This is a genomic window from Bacillus sp. 9.4 (assembly GCF_055486415.1).
The window spans coordinates 221,303-240,821 of sequence record NZ_JBVFMU010000003.1 but is presented as its reverse complement, the minus strand read 5'-3'; the positions used below and the strand labels follow the sequence as shown (position 1 = coordinate 240,821).

At 43.9% G+C, this 19,519-nt stretch carries 25 protein-coding genes and 1 riboswitch; of the genes, 22 read left to right on the top strand and 3 right to left on the bottom strand.

The window, feature by feature from the left end; all coding sequences use genetic code 11:
• Positions 1 to 33 precede the first annotated feature (33 nt).
• The 15 genes from ACZ07B_RS13285 to glxB all read left to right on the top strand — a co-directional run bounded on the left by ACZ07B_RS13285 (position 34) and on the right by glxB (position 11,235).
• Entirely contained in the window at positions 34 to 396 is a 363-nt protein-coding gene (locus ACZ07B_RS13285) for a toprim domain-containing protein (protein WP_015483668.1), read from the top strand.
• Between the two features lies 1 nt (position 397).
• The gene (locus tag ACZ07B_RS13280; RefSeq protein WP_014480792.1) at positions 398 to 718 is read left to right on the top strand and encodes a thioredoxin family protein; all 321 of its coding nucleotides are present in this window, start codon (positions 398 to 400) and stop codon (positions 716 to 718) included.
• A 106-nt stretch (positions 719 to 824) separates the two neighbouring features.
• Positions 825 to 1,169 (top strand): SCP2 sterol-binding domain-containing protein, encoded by a 345-nt coding sequence (locus tag ACZ07B_RS13275; RefSeq protein WP_464877304.1) that lies wholly within the window; start codon positions 825 to 827, stop codon positions 1,167 to 1,169.
• Between the two features lie 114 nt (positions 1,170 to 1,283).
• Positions 1,284 to 1,390, top strand: a riboswitch (SAM riboswitch).
• Positions 1,391 to 1,495: 105 nt separating this feature from the next.
• Positions 1,496 to 2,521 carry a methionine ABC transporter ATP-binding protein MetN gene (gene metN / locus ACZ07B_RS13270; protein ID WP_464877303.1) on the top strand — a complete coding sequence of 342 codons (1,026 nt, stop codon included), beginning with the start codon at positions 1,496 to 1,498 and terminating at the stop codon, positions 2,519 to 2,521.
• Positions 2,514 to 3,182, top strand: coding sequence for a methionine ABC transporter permease MetP (gene metP / locus ACZ07B_RS13265; RefSeq protein ID WP_047183148.1), 669 nt, complete (start codon positions 2,514 to 2,516; stop codon positions 3,180 to 3,182). Before metN ends, metP begins: the two co-directional genes overlap by 8 nt.
• A 13-nt stretch (positions 3,183 to 3,195) precedes the next feature.
• Positions 3,196 to 4,020 (top strand): methionine ABC transporter substrate-binding lipoprotein MetQ, encoded by an 825-nt coding sequence (metQ, locus tag ACZ07B_RS13260; RefSeq protein WP_032722486.1) that lies wholly within the window; start codon positions 3,196 to 3,198, stop codon positions 4,018 to 4,020.
• 84 nt (positions 4,021 to 4,104) lie between these two features.
• Positions 4,105 to 4,482: a carboxymuconolactone decarboxylase family protein gene (locus tag ACZ07B_RS13255; protein ID WP_217017065.1), complete on the top strand. Its 378-nt coding sequence runs from the start codon at positions 4,105 to 4,107 to the stop codon at positions 4,480 to 4,482.
• A gap of 193 nt (positions 4,483 to 4,675) precedes the next feature.
• Positions 4,676 to 4,813, top strand: coding sequence for a hypothetical protein (locus ACZ07B_RS13250; RefSeq protein ID WP_003228600.1), 138 nt, complete (start codon positions 4,676 to 4,678; stop codon positions 4,811 to 4,813).
• Between the two features lie 193 nt (positions 4,814 to 5,006).
• Complete coding sequence (gene sufC, locus ACZ07B_RS13245; protein ID WP_003151872.1) at positions 5,007 to 5,792, top strand: Fe-S cluster assembly ATPase SufC; 786 nt, start codon at positions 5,007 to 5,009, stop codon at positions 5,790 to 5,792.
• Between the two features lie 17 nt (positions 5,793 to 5,809).
• Positions 5,810 to 7,123, top strand: coding sequence for a Fe-S cluster assembly protein SufD (gene sufD, locus ACZ07B_RS13240; RefSeq protein WP_003228602.1), 1,314 nt, complete (start codon positions 5,810 to 5,812; stop codon positions 7,121 to 7,123).
• A complete protein-coding gene (sufS, locus tag ACZ07B_RS13235) occupies positions 7,123 to 8,343 on the top strand; it encodes a cysteine desulfurase SufS (RefSeq protein WP_003228604.1) in 1,221 nt (406 codons plus the stop codon). Before sufD ends, sufS begins: the two co-directional genes overlap by 1 nt.
• Positions 8,333 to 8,776, top strand: coding sequence for a Fe-S cluster assembly sulfur transfer protein SufU (gene sufU / locus ACZ07B_RS13230; protein ID WP_003222809.1), 444 nt, complete (start codon positions 8,333 to 8,335; stop codon positions 8,774 to 8,776). Before sufS ends, sufU begins: the two co-directional genes overlap by 11 nt.
• 20 nt (positions 8,777 to 8,796) lie before the next feature.
• Positions 8,797 to 10,194: a Fe-S cluster assembly protein SufB gene (gene sufB / locus ACZ07B_RS13225; protein WP_003228608.1), complete on the top strand. Its 1,398-nt coding sequence runs from the start codon at positions 8,797 to 8,799 to the stop codon at positions 10,192 to 10,194.
• 269 nt (positions 10,195 to 10,463) lie between these two features.
• Positions 10,464 to 10,742, top strand: a complete 279-nt coding sequence (locus ACZ07B_RS13220) for an ArsR/SmtB family transcription factor (RefSeq protein ID WP_024571868.1) — start codon at positions 10,464 to 10,466, stop codon at positions 10,740 to 10,742.
• A 109-nt stretch (positions 10,743 to 10,851) separates the two neighbouring features.
• On the top strand, positions 10,852 to 11,235 hold the full coding sequence (gene glxB / locus ACZ07B_RS13215) for a methylglyoxalase (protein WP_063334628.1): 384 nt from the start codon (positions 10,852 to 10,854) through the stop codon (positions 11,233 to 11,235).
• 64 nt (positions 11,236 to 11,299) lie between these two features.
• On the opposite strand, the gene ACZ07B_RS13210 is transcribed toward glxB, so the two are convergent.
• A complete protein-coding gene (locus ACZ07B_RS13210) occupies positions 11,300 to 11,575 on the bottom strand; it encodes a hypothetical protein (RefSeq protein WP_003243521.1) in 276 nt (91 codons plus the stop codon).
• The gene (sspG, locus tag ACZ07B_RS13205) at positions 11,575 to 11,721 is read right to left on the bottom strand and encodes an acid-soluble spore protein SspG (protein ID WP_003228613.1); all 147 of its coding nucleotides are present in this window, start codon (positions 11,719 to 11,721) and stop codon (positions 11,575 to 11,577) included. Before sspG ends, ACZ07B_RS13210 begins: the two co-directional genes overlap by 1 nt.
• 158 nt (positions 11,722 to 11,879) lie before the next feature.
• On the opposite strand from sspG, the gene ACZ07B_RS13200 reads away from it, so the two are divergent.
• The 7 genes from ACZ07B_RS13200 (at position 11,880) to frlD (ending at position 18,735) form a co-directional block, all read left to right on the top strand.
• Entirely contained in the window at positions 11,880 to 12,998 is a 1,119-nt protein-coding gene (locus ACZ07B_RS13200) for an NAD(P)/FAD-dependent oxidoreductase (protein ID WP_095843923.1), read from the top strand.
• A 102-nt stretch (positions 12,999 to 13,100) separates the two neighbouring features.
• Entirely contained in the window at positions 13,101 to 13,475 is a 375-nt protein-coding gene (locus ACZ07B_RS13195; protein ID WP_003228617.1) for a nucleotide excision repair endonuclease, read from the top strand.
• Between the two features lie 214 nt (positions 13,476 to 13,689).
• A complete protein-coding gene (frlB, locus tag ACZ07B_RS13190; protein ID WP_015251278.1) occupies positions 13,690 to 14,676 on the top strand; it encodes a fructosamine deglycase FrlB in 987 nt (328 codons plus the stop codon).
• 80 nt (positions 14,677 to 14,756) lie between these two features.
• The gene (locus ACZ07B_RS13185) at positions 14,757 to 16,025 is read left to right on the top strand and encodes an ABC transporter substrate-binding protein (RefSeq protein WP_464877302.1); all 1,269 of its coding nucleotides are present in this window, start codon (positions 14,757 to 14,759) and stop codon (positions 16,023 to 16,025) included.
• Positions 16,026 to 16,082: 57 nt separating this feature from the next.
• Positions 16,083 to 16,961: a carbohydrate ABC transporter permease gene (locus ACZ07B_RS13180; protein WP_014477910.1), complete on the top strand. Its 879-nt coding sequence runs from the start codon at positions 16,083 to 16,085 to the stop codon at positions 16,959 to 16,961.
• A 3-nt stretch (positions 16,962 to 16,964) separates the two neighbouring features.
• Entirely contained in the window at positions 16,965 to 17,867 is a 903-nt protein-coding gene (locus tag ACZ07B_RS13175; protein ID WP_014477909.1) for a carbohydrate ABC transporter permease, read from the top strand.
• Between the two features lie 13 nt (positions 17,868 to 17,880).
• Positions 17,881 to 18,735 (top strand): fructosamine kinase FrlD, encoded by an 855-nt coding sequence (gene frlD, locus ACZ07B_RS13170; protein ID WP_406900938.1) that lies wholly within the window; start codon positions 17,881 to 17,883, stop codon positions 18,733 to 18,735.
• Between the two features lie 24 nt (positions 18,736 to 18,759).
• Here frlD and frlR read toward each other — a convergent pair whose 3' ends face one another.
• Positions 18,760 to 19,488, bottom strand: coding sequence for a transcriptional regulator FrlR (gene frlR, locus ACZ07B_RS13165; RefSeq protein ID WP_217002927.1), 729 nt, complete (start codon positions 19,486 to 19,488; stop codon positions 18,760 to 18,762).
• Positions 19,489 to 19,519: the final 31 nt, after the last annotated feature.

Below are 19,519 nucleotides of genomic sequence, written 5' to 3'. Positions count from 1 at the left end.
TCAAATTTGACGCGGCAGGTGAACAAGATGAAGATGGATGAGCTGGAAAAGGTTATGATTGTCGAGGGGAAATCAGATAAAGAGAAAATCGAAAGCGTCCTGAATGAACCGGTGCGCATTATCTGCACAAACGGAACAATCAGCCAGCTGAGGCTCGAGGAATTGGCTGACGAGCTTTATGATAAAGACGTCTATATATTAGTTGATGCTGATGAATCAGGTGAGAAATTGAGAAAACAGCTGAAGCGTGAATTTAATGAAGCCTGCCATCTCCATATCGACAGAGCCTATAAGGAAGTAGCGGCTGCGCCCAGGCACCATGTCGCCTCTGTATTGCTGCGTGCGAATCTGAATGTCCATACTATTTTTCTTGAAAGAAAGTCCCGAGGTGTATAGCATGAAAGAACTCCAAGAACACGAACTTGATCATATTGAAGATGATGTGTACCTTCTATATTTATATACTCCGTTTTGCGGCACCTGCCAGCTTGCAAGCAAAATGCTGACAGTGGTGAAAGAAATGCTGCCGGATGTCGCCTTCTATCAAAACAATGTCAATTACTCTCCGACATTCGCAAAAGCGTATCAAATTGAAAGCGTCCCTTGTTTTCTGCTGTTTAAAGGCGGAAAGGTGGTCGAAAGAGGATATGCATTTCATTCCGTTTCTTATTTATATGAGCTGATCAAACAAAAATCATCTTCCGCATCCCATTTATGACATATTTCTCAGCATATCCAATGAAATTGTCGTTCGTTTTATAAAGGGGTTCTTGCGACAAAGAGAGAAATGTGTATGTATGACCAACAAATAGGAGGTTGTACATATGGAGAAAGCGGAAGTTTTAGAAGATGAGTATCAGCATCTGTTTTTAAAACCCCTTTTGAATGCCTCAACATTGCTCATTACCTTCCAAGGAGAAGCAGAAGCCTTAACCGTCTCAATAAACGAACAGGGAGAAATGAAAAAAGTTTCTCCGCCCCAAACGTCCAACCTGACCTTTTACGGAAACCAAACGGAAATTATTGATTTATTGCACGGAGACATTTCCCTTCAGCACCTGATTCGGAGCGGAAGCCTCAAAGTAAAGGGATCATTCAGGGCCCTGTTAAAACTGGAAGCCATTCTCTGGCTGACAAATGGGTTTTTTCAGAGGATTTTAAAAAATTAAAAAATAATAAATTATTATAATAGTAAAAGTTGACATCATTTATTTTATTGACATTTAATCATTCGCCGTGCTATTCTACATTAAGAATTTCCGGACGAAAAAGACTATATATTTCTCTTATCAAGAGAGGTGGAGGGAAGTGCCCTATGAAGCCCGGCAACCATCAACACTGTTGAAATGGTGCCAATTCACACGAAGCGTTCAGCTTTGAAAGATGAGAGAAAGGCATTTTATATAAGCCTTTCTGCTCAAGTGTGCAGAAAGGCTTTTCTTTTGCAGAAAAAACCGGAAGATTTCTTAGAATAGTGTTAAGGCAGGTGATTGCTTTGATCAATCTTCAGGATGTTTCAAAAGTTTACAAGTCGAAACATGGAGATGTCAATGCTGTCCAAAATGTCTCGCTTTCCATTAAAAAAGGTGAGATTTTTGGAATTATAGGATATAGCGGAGCTGGTAAGAGTTCCTTAATCCGTCTGCTGAACGGCCTTGAGAAACCAACCTCAGGAACCGTGGAAGTGGCGGGAACCAAGATTAATGAAGTAAATGGACGCGGTTTAAGAAAAGCACGCCATGAAATCAGTATGATTTTCCAGCATTTCAATTTGCTTTGGTCGCGGACCGTCAGAGATAATATCATGTTTCCTTTAGAAATTGCCGGGGTGAAAAAGAGCGAGCGGATCAAGCGCGCCAATGAACTGATTAAACTGGTAGGTTTAGAAGGAAAAGAAAAATCATATCCGTCCCAGCTGAGCGGCGGGCAGAAGCAGCGTGTCGGAATTGCCAGAGCGCTTGCAAACAATCCGAAGGTTCTCCTTTGTGACGAAGCGACATCAGCATTAGATCCGCAAACGACAGATTCAATTCTGGATCTATTGTCCGATATTAATGAAAGGCTCGGTTTGACGATTGTGCTGATTACGCACGAAATGCATGTCATCCGCAAAATCTGCAACAGAGTCGCCGTCATGGAAAACGGCAAGGTGGTCGAAGAAGGCGAGGTTCTCGATGTCTTTAAAAATCCAAAGGAACATATGACAAAACGATTTGTTCAACAGGTGACAGAGCCGGAAGAAACGAAAGAGACGCTTCAGCACCTTCTTGATGATACAGCATCAGGAAAAATGGTTCAGCTCACATTTGTCGGTGAGTCAGCTGAACAGCCTCTGATTACAGAGATGATCAGAAACTTCAATGTCAGCGTCAATATTCTGCAAGGGAAAATTTCGCAGACGAAGGATGGGGCTTACGGTTCACTGTTCATCCACATTGACGGAGACGAGGAAGAAGTGCAAAACGTGATCCGATTCATTAATGACAAACAGGTGAAAGCAGAGGTGATCACGAATGTTTGAAAAATACTTCCCGAACGTTGATTTAACTGAATTATGGAACGCGACATATGAAACACTTTATATGACGCTGATTTCTTTACTGTTTGCTTTTGTCATCGGGGTCATCCTCGGCTTGCTGCTCTTTCTGACGAGCAAAGGAAGCCTCTGGCAGAATAAAGCGGTCAACTCTGTGATTTCGGCCGTTGTTAACATATTCAGATCGATTCCGTTCCTTATTTTAATTATTTTACTATTAGGTTTTACGAAATTTTTAGTCGGCACGATCTTAGGGCCAAACGCCGCATTGCCGGCGCTGGTAATCGGCTCGGCACCATTTTACGCGCGCCTTGTTGAAATCGCGCTGCGTGAGGTGGATAAAGGTGTGATTGAAGCCGCTAAATCAATGGGCGCGAAAACGTCTACGATTATTTTCAAAGTGCTGATTCCGGAATCAATGCCTGCTCTTATTTCTGGCATTACGGTTACTGCCATCGCTTTGATCGGCTCAACGGCAATTGCCGGAGCCATTGGTTCAGGAGGCCTTGGAAACCTTGCGTACGTAGAAGGATATCAGTCTAATAACGCTGATGTTACCTTCGTTGCTACTGTGTTTATTTTAATCATCGTGTTTATTATTCAAATCATCGGTGATCTAATAACAAATATTATAGACAAACGATAAGGGAGGATTTACATTGAAAAAGCTATTTTTGGGTGCATTACTGCTTGTATTTGCAGGAGTTATGGCTGCCTGCGGTTCGAATAACGGCGCTGAATCCGGCAAGAAAGAAATTGTCGTTGCGGCAACGAAAACACCGCATGCGGAAATTTTAAAAGAAGCTGAACCATTGCTGAAAGAAAAAGGCTATACGCTGAAAGTGAAAGTGCTTAGTGATTACAAAATGTACAATAAAGCTTTAGCTGATAAAGAAGTGGACGCGAACTACTTCCAGCACATTCCTTACCTTGAGCAAGAAATGAAAGAAAACACAGATTACAAACTTGTGAATGCCGGTGCTGTTCACTTAGAGCCATTCGGTATTTACTCTAAAACATACAAATCACTGAAAGACCTTCCAGACGGTGCGACAATCATTCTGACAAACAACGTTGCTGAACAAGGACGTATGCTTGCAATGCTTGAAAACGCTGGATTAATCACTCTTGATTCTAAGGTAGAAACAGTTGACGCAACATTGAAAGACATTAAGAAAAACCCGAAAAACCTTGAATTCAAAAAGGTAGCGCCTGAATTAACGGCAAAAGCATATGAAAACAAAGAAGGAGACGCTGCCTTCATCAATGTAAACTATGCGATCCAAAATAAATTAAATCCTAAAAAAGATGCAATTGAAGTAGAATCAACGAAAAACAACCCATACGCTAACATTATCGCAGTAAGAAAAGGCGAAGAAGATTCTGCCAAAATCAAAGCGCTGATGGAAGTTCTTCATTCTAAAAAGATCAAAGACTTCATCGAGAAAAAATACGACGGAGCTGTGCTTCCTGTATCTGAATAAGACTGAAACCCCGGATGAGAAATCCGGGGTTTTTTTCGCGTATTTTCTTAAAAGCTGTTCATAATAAAAAGGAATGTTAAACAGATGGAGGGATTTTCTTTGAATCAAGACAGAGGAAGCATGCAGGACGCGTTAAAACAATATAAACATGGTTTAGGCACATTTGAACAAAAGATGCCGCTGATGGGAAGAAAATTTAACGAATTTACTGAACAGTGCTTTGCCGGGAATTCTCTGACTGAAAGAGAAAAACAGCTGATCGCCCTCGGAATTGCCATCAATGCTCAGGACGAATATTGCATGATCTATCATACAAAAGGCTGTCTCGATCAGGGAGCGACAGAAGAAAACATTCTCGAAGCCGTCAGTGTGGCAGCGGCATTTGGAGGCGGCGCAGCTTTCAGCCAAGGCGTGACAGTCGTTCAACAGTGCATTGAGGAATTCGGAAACAACACGCATTAAGAGAAGGAATATTCCGAAAAACCATTCTCATTTGTTCTGAAAGGATGCTTTCGTCTCATCTGCCGCTATTTCACGCCAAATCGTTTTTGCGGCATCCAACGCAGCACTGGTACAATAAAAAGCAAATATATGAAGGGATTGATTCATTATTTGCAGCAGCCAGGACAGACTGAACCTCGATTATACGTCAGAAATGGAAAAAGCGATGCAGCTGTCACACGGAATTGGATACGAGGAATATGGACGCCGGCTGGAAACAAGAATGAAAGTAGAGCGGCAGAGAGAGCTTGATTATGAAAAAAGCAAGCGGATTTCTGCGGGAGCTTATTGAGAAAATCAATCTTTTAAAAAAGGGTGGGAATCCACTCTTTTTCTTTTTCAATCGCTTTAATAAAGTGCTGATCTTTGTTAAACTTGAGGAATGTGCAAGGCACGATAAAAAGTTGTATTTACTTTTCATTTGTTATAAAATTAGAATGAGAATAAAATGAGAATAATGATTATATATTTTTGGAGGTATAGATATGGCTGCTTCAACATTAACGATCAAAGATCTTCACGTTGAAATCGAAGGGAAAGAGATCTTAAAGGGTGTAAACCTTGAAATAAAAGGTGGAGAATTCCACGCAGTAATGGGCCCGAACGGAACTGGTAAATCCACTTTATCAGCTGCTATTATGGGGCATCCTAAATATGAAGTAACAAAAGGCAGCATCACGCTTGACGGCAAAGATGTACTGGAGATGGAAGTGGACGAGCGTGCGCAGGCAGGCTTATTCCTTGCGATGCAGTACCCAAGTGAAATCAGCGGTGTGACAAATGCCGACTTCCTTCGCTCAGCAATCAACGCGCGCAGAGAAGAAGGCGATGAAATTTCTCTCATGAAATTCATCCGCAAAATGGACGAAAACATGGAGTTCCTTGAAATGGACCCTGAAATGGCTCAGCGCTATCTTAACGAAGGCTTCTCAGGCGGGGAGAAAAAACGCAACGAAATCCTTCAATTAATGATGATTGAACCGAAAATCGCCATCCTTGATGAAATTGACTCAGGTCTTGATATTGACGCTTTGAAAGTTGTATCAAAAGGGATCAACAAAATGCGCAGCGAAAACTTCGGCTGCTTGATGATCACTCACTATCAGCGCCTGTTAAACTACATCACTCCGGATGTTGTTCACGTTATGATGCAAGGCCGCGTTGTAAAATCCGGCGGTGCAGAGCTTGCACAGCGTCTTGAAGCAGAAGGTTATGACTGGATCAAACAAGAACTTGGCATTGAAGACGAAACTGTTGGCCAAGAAGCGTAAGCGTTAGGGGGATTAATATGACACTAGGTACAAAACTATCCGTAGATCAGGAGTATCTCAAAAGCTTTTCCGAAAAGCACCAAGAACCTGCCTGGCTGAAGAACCTGCGCTTACAGGCTCTTGAACAAGCTGAGGATCTGCCGATGCCGAAACCTGACAAAACAAAAATCACAAACTGGAACTTCACGAATTTCGCGAAGCATACAGTGGATAACGAACCGCTTTCTTCATTAGAAGATTTGACTGATGAAGTAAAAGCGCTGATCGACATTGAAAACGAAGATAAAACATTATACGTACAGCGTGACCAGACGCCGGCACATCTTTCTCTTTCTCAAGAATTGAAAGACAAAGGCGTCATCTTCACTGATATTCTGACTGCTGCACGCGAGCACAGCGACTTGGTGGAGAAATACTTTATGAAGGACGGCGTGAAGGTTGACGAACATAAGTTAACTGCACTTCACGCGGCTCTTGTTAACGGAGGAGCATTCCTTTATGTTCCGAAAAATGTTCAGGTGGAGACGCCGGTTCAGGCTGTTTATGTCCACGAAAGCAATGATACAGCTCTATTCAACCACGTGCTGATTGTGGCTGAAGACCACAGTTCTGTAACATATGTAGAAAACTACATCAGCACTGTAAACCCGAAAGACGCTGTCTTCAATATTATCAGTGAGGTCATCACAGGTGATAATGCCAGCGTGACATACGGTGCGGTGGATAATCTGTCAAGCGGTGTGACAACTTATGTGAACCGCCGCGGTGCTGCGCGCGGACGCGACAGCAAAATCGAGTGGGCTCTCGGCCTGATGAACGACGGCGACACGATTTCCGAAAATACAACAAACCTTTACGGTGACGGCACATACGGCGATACGAAAACGGTTGTTGTAGGAAGAGGAGAGCAAACAGAAAACTTCACAACACAAATCATCCACTTCGGTAAAGCTTCTGAAGGCTATATCTTGAAGCACGGTGTGATGAAGGATTCCGCTTCTTCTATCTTTAACGGAATCGGCAAAATCGAACATGGCGCTTCTAAAGCGAATGCGGAGCAAGAATCACGCGTGCTGATGCTCAGCGAAAAAGCACGCGGAGACGCAAACCCTATTCTTTTAATTGACGAAGACGATGTAACTGCAGGACATGCGGCATCTGTCGGCCGTGTGGACCCTATTCAGCTTTACTACCTGATGAGCCGCGGAATTCCGAAAGAAGAAGCAGAACGCTTAGTTATTTACGGATTCCTTGCACCGGTAGTAAATGAACTTCCGATTGAAGGCGTTAAGAAACAATTAGTTTCTGTTATCGAAAGGAAAGTGAAGTAATGAATATCACAGATATTCGTGAACAGTTCCCGATCCTTCATCAGCAAGTGAACGGACATGATCTCGTTTATCTCGACAGCGCGGCGACTTCCCAGAAGCCGCGTGCTGTCATTGAAACACTGGATAAGTATTATAACCAATACAATTCCAATGTTCACCGGGGCGTCCATACACTTGGAACCAGAGCGACAGATGGTTATGAAGGAGCGCGTGAAAAAGTCCGCAAGTTTATTAACGCGAAGTCAATGGCTGAGATTATTTTCACAAAAGGCACGACCACATCACTGAATATGGTGGCGTTAAGCTATGCGCGCGCCAACCTGAAACCTGGTGATGAAGTGGTCATCACCTACATGGAGCATCATGCGAATATCATTCCGTGGCAGCAGGCTGTAAAAGCAACTGGCGCCACATTAAAATATATTCCGCTGCAGGAAGACGGAACGATTTCTTTAGAAGACGTCAGAGAAACGGTCACAAGCAACACAAAAATTGTTGCGGTGTCTCATGTATCTAATGTTCTCGGCACGGTCAACCCGATTAAAGAAATGGCGAAAATCGCTCATGACAATGGGGCTGTCATTGTGGTGGACGGTGCACAAAGCACGCCTCACATGAAAATTGACGTGCAGGATCTCGATTGCGACTTCTTTGCGCTTTCTTCCCATAAAATGTGCGGACCTACCGGTGTTGGTGTGCTGTACGGAAAGAAAGCCCTGCTGGAAAACATGGAGCCTGCCGAATTCGGCGGTGAAATGATCGACTTTGTCGGGCTTTATGAATCAACTTGGAAAGAGCTTCCGTGGAAATTCGAAGCGGGTACGCCGATTATTGCAGGAGCAATCGGCCTCGGTGCCGCCATTGATTTTCTCGAAGAAATCGGTCTTGATGAGATTTCCCGCCATGAGCACAAGCTTGCTGCTTATGCGCTTGAACGCTTCCGCCAGCTTGACGGCGTAACGGTTTACGGGCCGGAAGAGCGTGCCGGGCTTGTCACATTTAACCTTGATGATGTTCATCCGCACGATGTGGCGACTGTGCTTGATGCGGAGGGAATCGCAGTCAGAGCCGGCCACCATTGTGCGCAGCCGCTGATGAAATGGCTGGATGTAACTGCTACTGCAAGAGCAAGCTTTTATCTGTATAATACAGAGGAAGAGATTGATAAGCTTGTGGAAGCTCTTCAAAAGACAAAGGAGTATTTTACAAATGTCTTTTAATGCAAACTTAGATACATTGTACAGACAGGTGATTATGGATCATTACAAAAACCCGCGAAATAAAGGGGTTTTGAATGACAGCATTGTCGTGGATATGAACAATCCGACATGCGGCGACCGCATCAGACTGACAATGAAGCTTGACGGAGACATCGTGGAAGATGCGAAGTTTGAAGGGGAAGGCTGTTCCATTTCAATGGCATCCGCTTCGATGATGACTCAGGCGATTAAAGGGAAAGATATTGAAACTGCCCTTTCCATGTCTAAGATTTTCTCGGATATGATGCAAGGGAAAGAGTATGATGATTCTATAGATCTCGGGGATATTGAAGCCCTTCAAGGCGTTTCAAAATTCCCGGCCCGTATTAAATGTGCAACCCTGTCATGGAAAGCACTTGAAAAAGGAGTCGCGAAAGAAGAAGGCGGCAATTAAAAGGATTGGAGTGAAAATGGATGGCTAAAAAAATGCCTGATATTGGTGAATACAAGTATGGTTTTCACGACAAGGACGTTTCCATTTTCCGTTCAGAGCGCGGATTGACAAAAGAAATCGTAGAAGAAATTTCTCGCATGAAAGAAGAGCCTCAATGGATGCTTGACTTCCGCTTGAAATCACTTGAGCATTTCTACAATATGCCGATGCCTCAATGGGGCGGAGATTTAAACTCACTGAACTTTGACGAAATTACGTACTACGTAAAACCGTCTGAGCGTTCAGAGCGTTCTTGGGATGAAGTTCCTGAAGAAATTAAACAAACATTCGACAAGCTCGGTATTCCTGAAGCTGAACAAAAATACCTTGCGGGTGTTTCTGCTCAGTACGAATCTGAGGTTGTATACCACAACATGAAAGAAGATCTTGAAGCGCAAGGCATCGTCTTTAAAGACACTGACAGCGCGCTGAAAGAGAATGAAGATATTTTCCGTGAGCACTGGGCAAAAGTAATCCCGCCGACTGATAACAAGTTTGCGGCGCTTAACTCAGCTGTTTGGTCCGGCGGATCTTTCATCTACGTGCCTAAAGGCGTGAAGGTTGAAACACCGCTTCAAGCTTACTTCCGTATCAACTCTGAGAACATGGGTCAGTTCGAACGTACACTGATCATTGTTGACGAAGAAGCAAGTGTTCATTATGTTGAAGGCTGTACTGCGCCTGTTTACACAACAAACTCACTTCACAGTGCGGTCGTTGAGATCATCGTGAAAAAAGGCGGCTACTGCCGTTATACAACGATCCAAAACTGGGCGAACAACGTTTACAACCTTGTAACAAAGCGTACAGTCTGTGAAGAAAACGCAACAATGGAATGGATCGACGGCAACATCGGTTCTAAGCTGACAATGAAATATCCGGCTTGTATCCTAAAAGGCGAAGGCGCGCGCGGTATGACGCTTTCTATTGCTCTTGCGGGTAAAGGCCAGCATCAGGATGCAGGTGCGAAAATGATTCACCTTGCACCAAACACATCATCTACAATCGTATCAAAATCGATTTCAAAACAGGGCGGAAAAGTAACGTACCGCGGAATCGTCCACTTCGGACGCAAAGCGGAAGGCGCCCGCTCTAACATCGAGTGTGATACGCTCATTATGGATAACAAATCAACATCAGACACAATTCCTTACAATGAAATCTTAAATGATAACATTTCATTGGAGCACGAAGCGAAAGTGTCTAAAGTATCTGAAGAGCAGCTCTTCTACTTGATGAGCCGCGGTATTTCTGAAGAAGAAGCAACTGAAATGATCGTAATGGGCTTTATCGAGCCATTCACAAAAGAGCTTCCGATGGAATACGCAGTTGAAATGAACCGTTTGATTAAGTTCGAAATGGAAGGTTCTATCGGTTAATGATGAAAACCCCTTTGTTTATCAAGGGGTTTAGAGATAGTTATCAACTTTAAAATGGCCGGCGTGCCGAATTTGATTGTAGAAGACGAACTTTTGAAGTTCGTCTTCTTTTATTTTTCAGAGACATATCCACTGTTATTTTAATGGTTTTAATTCCTTATCGATTAGAACATTTCAGACCTGCGCCGGATAGGTTCAGTTCCTATATCACGCAACCATACAGTTGCTTATACTTGACATGCAACTAATGAGTTGCTTATACTCAATATATGAATTGGAACAAAGACGCTATATTCAAAGCACTCGGCGATTCGACTCGGCGGCTTATATTAGACGAATTATCTGAACGCAACGAGCTGACGTTGTATGAACTTACGATACGTCTTAATACAAAGTACGACCTTTCTATTACGCGACAGGCGATAGCTAAACACCTTTCTGTACTGGAGGATGCAGGACTTGTAACATCAAAACGAAAGGGAAAATATCGAGTACTTATATTCAACAACGAACCGCTTAAAAATTTGCTGAAAGGATGGATAGAGTAATTTTATAAAACCAGTACTGAGTTTCTGACAAATGTTGGTTTGTTTTGCTTGAAGCCGGATTGTTTGCACAGTACCATGCACCATAAATATCAAAGGAGGCAACAACAATATGAAAATCATTGTGACTAGTATATTCGTGCAAGATCAAGACAAGGCACTGAAGTTCTATACAGAAAAACTGGGGTTTGTAAAAAAGGAGGATGTTCCCATGGGGAAATTCAGGTGGATAACGCTTGTTTCTCCAGATGATCAAGACGGAACCGAGCTTTTACTCGAACCGAATGAACATCCTGCCGCCAAGGAGTATCAAAAGAAGATATTCTCCGAAGGCCTCCCGGCCACAATGTTTGGCGTTGCAGATATTCAAAAAGAGTACAACCGATTAAAGGAAAAAGGCGTGACGTTTACGATGGAACCGACAAAAATGGGCGAAGTCACAATAGCTGTCTTCGACGATACATGCGGTAACCTTATTCAAATTGTACAGAAGTAACCGATTCAGTCGCGTCCTTTTTGTATGCAGAAGAAAAACCGCTGGCCACAGGGCCCGCGGTTTTTTACTCTTCTTCTGTCTCCTGATTGATAATTTGCTTTACAGATGATCTGCTGTTATTTTCTCTGTTCATCTCTCGCAATTGAGTATAAGCCATATCGAATTCCTCTTTTGTCATCTGCTTTGCGGCTAATGCAGAGCATAATATAGCAAAAGCAATTGGCATTGTATCAATGTGAATGTCGATATGGACCTCTGAGTTGCCGCTGTTTTTGATAACAGATTCAGTAGTGGGTATCTCTTGAGTATGTCTGTTAAGAGGAATGATGTTTTCGTTCATTAGTCTTCTCCGTCTTGTGACTGCGCCTGTGCCTGATCCTGATCTGTGTTCACGCTGACCACGACTTTTGCATTACCGCTGTTTTGGACTTTTGCCACTGCCGCATCGCGTCTGTTTTCTTCATTTTCATGACGATTTTCGCTCATGGTATCATCCTTTCTCTATTGATAGTGACAGGATATTCGATAGGAGAGTAAAGAGATTGGACGAACTTCGCGGTTTTTCCACATTAGGGCAAAAGGTCGAAGGAAAGCATTCTATTTGGTAAAATGAATAGACATTATAATAGAAAAGGTGTTTGCATATGAAATCGTACATCATCGTCGGCGCAGGGATTCTGGGCGCGTCGACGGCTTATCATCTCGCAAAATCAGGCGCTCGCGTTACTGTCATTGATCGGAAAGAGCCGGGACAAGCGACTGATGCGGCGGCGGGGATCGTCTGTCCATGGCTCTCGCAACGCCGTAATCAGGATTGGTACCAGCTTGCTAAGGGGGGAGCCCGGTACTATAAGGATTTAATCCATCAATTGGAAAAAGACGGTGAATCGGATACAGGATACAAACGTGTCGGTGCCATCAGCATTCATACTGACGCGTCTAAACTCGATAAAATGGAGGAAAGAGCGTATAAGAGACGGGAGGATGCGCCGGAAATCGGCGACATTACCCGCTTGTCTGCAAGTGAAACGAAAAAGCTGTTTCCGATTTTAGCTGACGGCTATGAATCGGTTCATATCAGCGGTGCCGCCCGTGTGAACGGGAGAGCGCTGTGCCGGTCGCTTTTAAGCGCTGCAGAGAAACACGGCGCAACGGTCATCAAAGGAAATGCGTCTTTGCTTTTTGAAAACGGAACAGTCACCGGCGTGCAAACAGATGCAAAGCAGTTTGCGGCTGACGCGGTCATTGTGACGGCGGGAGCATGGGCCAATGAGATATTGAAGCCTCTTGGCATTCATTTTCAAGTGTCATTTCAAAAAGCGCAGATTATGCATTTTGAAATGACAGATGCAGATACAGGATCGTGGCCGGTTGTAATGCCGCCGAGTGATCAGTACATTCTTTCGTTTGATAACGGCAGAATTGTAGCCGGCGCCACACACGAAAACGATGCCGGCCTTGATGATCTTCGTGTGACAGCCGGAGGCCAGCACGAAGTATTGAGCAAAGCGTTAGCCGTTGCACCGGGTCTTGCTGATGCGGCTGCTGTTGAAACAAGAGTGGGCTTCAGGCCGTTTACACCCGGATTTCTGCCGGTCGTAGGGGCCGTGCCGAATGTTCAAGGCCTGTATGCTGCAAACGGTTTGGGTGCTTCTGGACTGACGATGGGGCCGTTCTTGGGTGCAGAGCTCGCAAAACTCGTTCTCGGAAAGCAGACTGAAATCGACCTTGGCCCGTATGATCCAGCCGGAGCGCTTGCATAATAAATAAAGGCTTAACAAACAAATAGTATAAAGCTGTTCTGGCTTTTCTTTTCTGTATGTGTTAGCATTTATCTTTAATGAAAAAGAGGACGTGAACTGATTTTGATAAAAATTGATATACCCGCACCGAATGTCACCATCACTGAACGACAGCAGTCAGCTAATGATAACGAACCGAAGATAAAACCGATTCACGGATTCATCGACTTTCACCAGATCCCAAGGGACAAAGGCGGCATTTTTATGTTTTACAACATTCATGACGAGCTGCTGTTTGTCGGTAAAGCCAGAAAGTTAAGACAGAGAATTAAGAAGCATTTCGAAGACACTGTTTCACCGATCAAACATCACAGAGACGAAGTATATAAAATTGAGGTATGTGTAGTTGATGATCCAATGGAAAGAGAGATTTACGAAACATATATCATCAATACACAGCACTCGAAGTACAACATAGACAAGGTATTTTTTAAATAAGACGTCAGTCTGCGGATTGAACAGCGAGCCAGAGCTTAAGTCAAGTTCTGGCTTTTGATTTGGGCATTTTTTCGCATATAGACCCTTTGTCTATCATTCGAATAAGTTATTGAGAAATTTCAGAAAATAATATTGACAATCCTAGCCGCGGACTTTAATATAACAATATATAATGTTATATAACGTTATATAATAAAAACGGGGAGTGAAGGATTTGAGTCAGGCCACAGCAAAAGTAAATCGTGAGGTTCAAGCTTTCTTGCAGGATTTGAAAGGGAAAACCATTGATCATGTATTCTTTGTCGCATGCGGAGGGTCTTCTGCCATTATGTATCCGAGTAAGTATGTGTTTGACAGAGAGTCAAAATCAATAAACTCCGACCTCTACAGCGCCAACGAATTTATTCAGCGCAACCCTGTTCAGCTTGGTGAAAAGTCTCTTGTTATTTTGTGCTCGCATTCGGGAAATACCCCGGAGACAGTCAAAGCTGCTGCGTTTGCAAGGGGCAAGGGTGCACTTACGATTGCGATGACGTTTAAACCGGAGTCTCCTTTAGCGCAGGAAGCGCAATATGTTGCCCAGTACGATTGGGGTGATGAGGCGCTTGCGATCAATACAAACTATGGCGTTTTGTATCAAATCGTTTTTGGAACCCTGCAAGTATTAGAAAACAATACGAAATTCCAACAAGCAATTGAAGGCTTAGATCAATTGCAGGCTGTATATGAAAAAGCCCTTAAGCAGGAAGCTGACAACGCCAAGCAATTTGCAAAAGCCCATGAAAAAGAAAGTATTATTTATACCATGGCAAGCGGTGCAAACTACGGTGTCGCTTACTCCTACAGCATCTGCATTCTCATGGAAATGCAATGGATTCATTCCCACGCCATTCATGCCGGAGAATATTTTCACGGACCGTTTGAAATTATTGATGAATCCGTGCCGTTTATCATCCTGCTCGGTTTAGATGAAACAAGACCTCTTGAAGAGCGGGCGCTTACCTTCTCGAAAAAGTATGGCAAAAAGCTCACTGTGCTTGATGCTGCATCTTACGACTTCACTGCAATTGACGATTCAGTTAAAGGCTATCTTGCTCCGCTCGTTCTCAATCGTGTGCTGAGAAGCTATGCAGACGAGCTGGCAGAGGCGAGAAATCATCCTTTATCTCATAGAAGATACATGTGGAAAGTTGAGTATTGATCTGAAAATGAGGAACCATTATGCATTAGACTATAATGTTATATAACATTATAGTCTAATGTCCAGAGGAGGCCAACCCTTTGAAGAAAATGTTGTTGTTCTTGATCATTGCAGCTGTCAGTATGTTCACCATTGCAGGCTGTTCGAGCCAAAGCAGTTCAGCGGACGGAAAGGTGACATTGAAATTTTTCCACAGATGGCCGAAGGAGCCGGAAAAAAGTTATTTTGAAGAGGTTGTTAAGGAATTTGAAAAAGAACACCCAGATATCGATATTCAAATTGAAGCCGTTTTAAATGACTCCTATAAAGATAAAATTAAGGTCATGCTGGGAACCACCAGCCCTCCTGACATTTACTTCTCTTGGAGCGATGAGTTTGCTTTTAAATTTATCAGAGGCAATAAAGCACTTGATCTCTCGTCCTACTACAAAAATGACACCGATTGGTCATCACAGCTCGTTCAATCGCAAATTACACCATTTACTTATGAAAACAAGCAATATGGCGTACCGTGGCAAATGGACGCTAAATCATTCTTCTATAATAAAGACATTTTCCAAAAGCTGAATCTTGATCCCCCGAAGACGTGGGATGAATTAATCGATGTGTCAAAAAAGCTGAAAGAACATGGCTACACACCGATCAGCTTTGGAACAAAGGCGACTTGGACAATCTCGCACTATATCGGCACGCTTAATCAGCGGATGGTCGATGAAAAAACACGGGAAAAGGACTATAACGCCAAAACGGGTGAATTTACTGATGAAGGCTACGTAAAAGCACTTGAAAAGCTTCAAGAGCTGATGCCTTACTTTAATAAACATGTAAACTCCGTCGACCACGAATATGTGAGACAGCAATTTAAGAGCGGAAAGTCGGCGATGATATATGCGGAAACAGCGGAAATCAAGCTGGTTGAACCGGTTAATCTCGGGATGTTCCCATTTCCTGAAATCAGCGGGAAAAAAGGATCTTCAGAAGCGTTAACGGGAGCGCCGGAAGGATTCATGATTTCCTCAAGAACAAAACATCCGAAGGAAGCGATGGAATTTTTGCAGTTCTTGACGTCGAAAAAAATGGGCGAAAAGCTCGTGAAAGATGTCGGGAAATACAGTGCAGTGCAAGGTACGGCTACTGAAGAAAATGCAACAGCTATTCAGCGTGAAGCCGTTCAGCATATCGTTGATGCCAAATCAATGGTTCCATGGTTTGATATGGATGTCGATGTTGAAGTCGCAGATGCGTACCTAACAGGCGTCCAGCAAATGCTTGGCGGCGACATGACACCGCAGCAGGTGATGAAAGCCGTTCAAAAGGCAGCAAAGCAGGTGAGGGCGTCAGCTGAATAAATCAAAGAAAAGGTGAAGCTTCGCACCTTTTCTTTTTATAAAGGAGATGAGATACCCTTGGTCAATCAGAATAAAATAATCCCCTATTTGTTTTTGGTGCCCGCTCTCGTTTTTTTACTTTTCGTTTATATCCCGATTTTTGAGAATGTATTCCTCAGCCTGTTTCAGTGGAGCTCATTTTCTCCGGAAAAAACGTTTATCGGCTTAAAAAACTATGTTGAATTATTTCATGATCCTGTCTTCTATCAGGCACTTACCAATAATGTGCTTTATGCAGTGATCTCAATTGTATGCCAGGTATTTGGCGGTTTGATTTTGGCGGCGGTGCTTGAGGATAAGCTGGTCAGAAAATGGTCGCCGTTTTTTCGTACCGTTTTCTTTTTGCCGGTTGTCATCTCAATGACTGTGATCGCGCTTTTGTTTGATTTTATTTACAATCCGGAGACAGGGCTTTTGAATCAGCTGCTTCAGGCCATCGGTCTTGATCAGCTGACGAGGGCCTGGCTCGGGGATGACAGCACAGCTATGCTTTCTGTCATTTTTGTGTCCCAGTGGCAATCTGTCGGTTATATTGCGATGCTGTACATTGTGTCGATTCAAAAAATACCGGATGAACTGTATGAAGCGGCCCGGCTTGACGGCGCGGGTAAAATTCAGCAGTTTTTTCATATTACTGTTCCCCAGACGAAAGAGATGTCTTTTGTTGCGGTGGTCATGACGCTGACCGGGGCCTTTACGGTCTTTAATGAGCCGTACATTTTGACAGGCGGCGGGCCGGGAAACGCGTCAGAAGTCTTGAGCACGTTTTTATATAAAAGCGCCTTTACAAAGGATATGATGGGCTACGCCTCAGCGATTGCCACTGTCGTGTTAATCATTACGCTTGCATTATCGCTCATGCAAATGAAGTTCTTTAAAACCGGAAAGGAGGAGTAACTGATGCTGCCTCAGAAGAAGACAGATTCGTTCAGGTTGGAGCCTGTGCCTGACCAGCACATTGAGGTGAAAAGAAAGCCTAGACGAAAATGGTATATCGGAGAAACGTCTGTGTGGGTTTTTCTGTTTCTATATCTGATTGCGATTGCCTATCCGCTTCTCTGGATGGTGATGAGCGCCTTTAAAAACTCTGACGATATTTTTGAGCACAGCTGGTCGCTGCCGTCTTCGTGGCATCCGGAAAATTTTGTTTCCGCCTGGAACCAGGGGATTTCTTCTTATTTTATGAACAGTGTCATCGTTACGGCGCTGACGTGTGTGATCACTGTCTTTATCAGTGCATGGGCAGCGTATGGCCTTTCCCGGTTTGAGTTTAAAGGAAAAGGATTCTTCTTGGTGCTATGTCTCGGCGGATTGATGCTGACGCCGCAGGTCAGTCTTGTGCCGCTTTATTCTATTATTCAGTCGCTTGGCCTGTACAATACGTATTGGGCGTTAATCCTGCCGTATGCGGCTTATCGGATCCCATTCACCATCATTTTGATCCGCTCTTATTTTCTTTCTATTTCCAAAGAATTGGAGGAGGCGGCCTATTTGGATGGGTGTACAAGTTTTGGAGTATTTTTCAGAATTTTCTTACCAATGAGCGTGCCGATTTTGGTGACATCCGGCATTTTGACAGCTTACCATACATGGAATGAGTTTATGTTTGCGATTATTTTCATAGATGATGAGAATTTGCGGACCATTCCAGCCGGGCTGATGCAGTTCAGAGACGCGCTGCAGACAGACTGGGGTGTCCTGCTGGCGGGGTTAACGATTTCAGCCGCGCCGATTATTATTCTATTTTTATTGATGCAGAAATATTTTGTCCGCGGGATTGCAAGCGGCAGTGTAAAAGGATAAAGGAGGAAGCGCTATGAAATTGATTGCGGTTGGAGATAACGTTGTAGATTATTATCAGGACCAAGAAACATTCTACCCGGGAGGAAATGCCCTAAACGTCGCTGTGCTTGCCAAGCGGCTCGGGCATGAGTCTTCCTATATCGGAATCGTCGGCAATGACGAAGCCGCGGCACATCTGTTGAACGTTCTCAAGCTGGAGCAGGTCAATGCAGATTATATCCGCCAGGCGCACGGGGAAAACGGGATGGCGATTGTCACCCTTGATGAACAGGGGGACCGCATTTTTGTCAGGTCAAATAAAGGCGGCATTCAGTCCCGGCTTCGGCTCGTGTTCCAGGAGAAAGATATAGCCTTTATCAGCGGACATGATCTGCTGCATACGAGCGTGTACAGCAGGCTTGAGAACGATCTTCCGCAGCTGTGCGGGCTTGTCCCGGTCTCATTTGATTTTTCAACCAATCGGGAGGATAATTATTTGAGGAGGGTCTGTCCTTATGTGACGTATGCGTTTTTTTCAGGAAGCGATTTGAGTGAGTCGGAATGCGGCGAGCTTGCCAAAACAGCTCATGGGTACGGAGCCAAAATGGTTTGTATGACCCGAGGGGGCCAAGGAGCAATCCTGTCTGCGGGTGATCGAATCTATCATCAGCCGATTGTGGAAACTGATATAATAGATACACTTGGAGCGGGAGATTCTTTTATAGCAGGCTTTTTGACTGCCTTTTGCGTGAAGCAGGATATAACGTACGCTTTGCGCCAGGCCGCCGAAACGGCTGCGAAAACATGCGGTGTGTACGGAGCTTTCGGCTATGGCTATCCTTATCGCTTGGAGGACGGGGGAAGCAGTGAAAAAACGAGAATACTATAAGCAGTGTCTCGTTTTTTATGCCTGTTATGTGTAGGGGCTGTTGATGGTAAAAGTGACACGGTTTGTGTGCATCAAAAACAATGAGCAATAGATTGGCTGGTCGTTTGATGTAAAAGCCGTTTTATCAATTTCAAACAGCGCATCCCCGATATCGCAATCCAGGTATTTGCTTTCCTCCTGTTGGGCATATACAACGTTTAATAGCTTCGTATTGTGCGTGGGTACAACTTTGTATTGCTGTTTCAAAATATCATGCATGGAGACGCCGTCAGCAATAAAGGTATCAATGCCGGGAAACAAATCAAGCGGATAATGCGTCACTTCAAAGGTGAGAGGCTGATCATCATTATATAAAATCCGTTTTAATTCAACCACAGGGCTCTCGGGTTGGATTTGAAGCTTTTCGGCGATGGGTTTTGACGCTGGAATGATGTCATGGGACAGCACATGATGCTTCGGTTTTTTGCCGGTTGATTCCATAAATTCCGAGTAGCCGTTTACAGCGATCAGCTCTCGTTTTAATTTAGGGCTTTTAACGAACGTTCCCTTTCCCTGCTGCCTGATCAGATAGCCTTCATCGACTAAATCGAGAATGGCTTTCCTGACGGTGATGCGGCTGACGTTATACTTGCTGCAAAGTTCGTTTTCGGTAGGCAGCTTGGCGGTTGGGGAATACACGCCCTTTTTGATGTCATCAGTGATGATTTGTTTTAGCTGAATGTATAAAGGTGTAGAACTTCCGTTGTTTAACAAAGGGTAGCCTCCTTTTAACCTATTATTTATA

Bases quoted from the DNA above. Each gene is read 5' to 3' on its own strand.
- ACZ07B_RS13210 (WP_003243521.1), bottom strand. From the start codon at position 11,575: ATGAACGAAAACATCATTCCTCTTAACAGACATACTCAAGAGATACCC.
- ACZ07B_RS13250 (WP_003228600.1), top strand. From the start codon at position 4,676: ATGGAAAAAGCGATGCAGCTGTCACACGGAATTGGATACGAGGAATAT.
- ACZ07B_RS13285 (WP_015483668.1), top strand. From the start codon at position 34: ATGGATGAGCTGGAAAAGGTTATGATTGTCGAGGGGAAATCAGATAAA.
- sspG (WP_003228613.1), bottom strand. From the start codon at position 11,721: ATGAGCGAAAATCGTCATGAAAATGAAGAAAACAGACGCGATGCGGCA.
- metP (WP_047183148.1), top strand. From the start codon at position 2,514: ATGTTTGAAAAATACTTCCCGAACGTTGATTTAACTGAATTATGGAAC.
- ACZ07B_RS13220 (WP_024571868.1), top strand. From the start codon at position 10,464: ATGAATTGGAACAAAGACGCTATATTCAAAGCACTCGGCGATTCGACT.
- frlD (WP_406900938.1), top strand. From the start codon at position 17,881: ATGAAATTGATTGCGGTTGGAGATAACGTTGTAGATTATTATCAGGAC.
- ACZ07B_RS13280 (WP_014480792.1), top strand. From the start codon at position 398: ATGAAAGAACTCCAAGAACACGAACTTGATCATATTGAAGATGATGTG.
- sufC (WP_003151872.1), top strand. From the start codon at position 5,007: ATGGCTGCTTCAACATTAACGATCAAAGATCTTCACGTTGAAATCGAA.
- sufU (WP_003222809.1), top strand. From the start codon at position 8,333: ATGTCTTTTAATGCAAACTTAGATACATTGTACAGACAGGTGATTATG.
- ACZ07B_RS13275 (WP_464877304.1), top strand. From the start codon at position 825: ATGGAGAAAGCGGAAGTTTTAGAAGATGAGTATCAGCATCTGTTTTTA.
- ACZ07B_RS13255 (WP_217017065.1), top strand. From the start codon at position 4,105: ATGGAGGGATTTTCTTTGAATCAAGACAGAGGAAGCATGCAGGACGCG.
- sufD (WP_003228602.1), top strand. From the start codon at position 5,810: ATGACACTAGGTACAAAACTATCCGTAGATCAGGAGTATCTCAAAAGC.
- ACZ07B_RS13200 (WP_095843923.1), top strand. From the start codon at position 11,880: ATGAAATCGTACATCATCGTCGGCGCAGGGATTCTGGGCGCGTCGACG.
- glxB (WP_063334628.1), top strand. From the start codon at position 10,852: ATGAAAATCATTGTGACTAGTATATTCGTGCAAGATCAAGACAAGGCA.
- ACZ07B_RS13175 (WP_014477909.1), top strand. From the start codon at position 16,965: ATGCTGCCTCAGAAGAAGACAGATTCGTTCAGGTTGGAGCCTGTGCCT.
- sufS (WP_003228604.1), top strand. From the start codon at position 7,123: ATGAATATCACAGATATTCGTGAACAGTTCCCGATCCTTCATCAGCAA.
- sufB (WP_003228608.1), top strand. From the start codon at position 8,797: ATGGCTAAAAAAATGCCTGATATTGGTGAATACAAGTATGGTTTTCAC.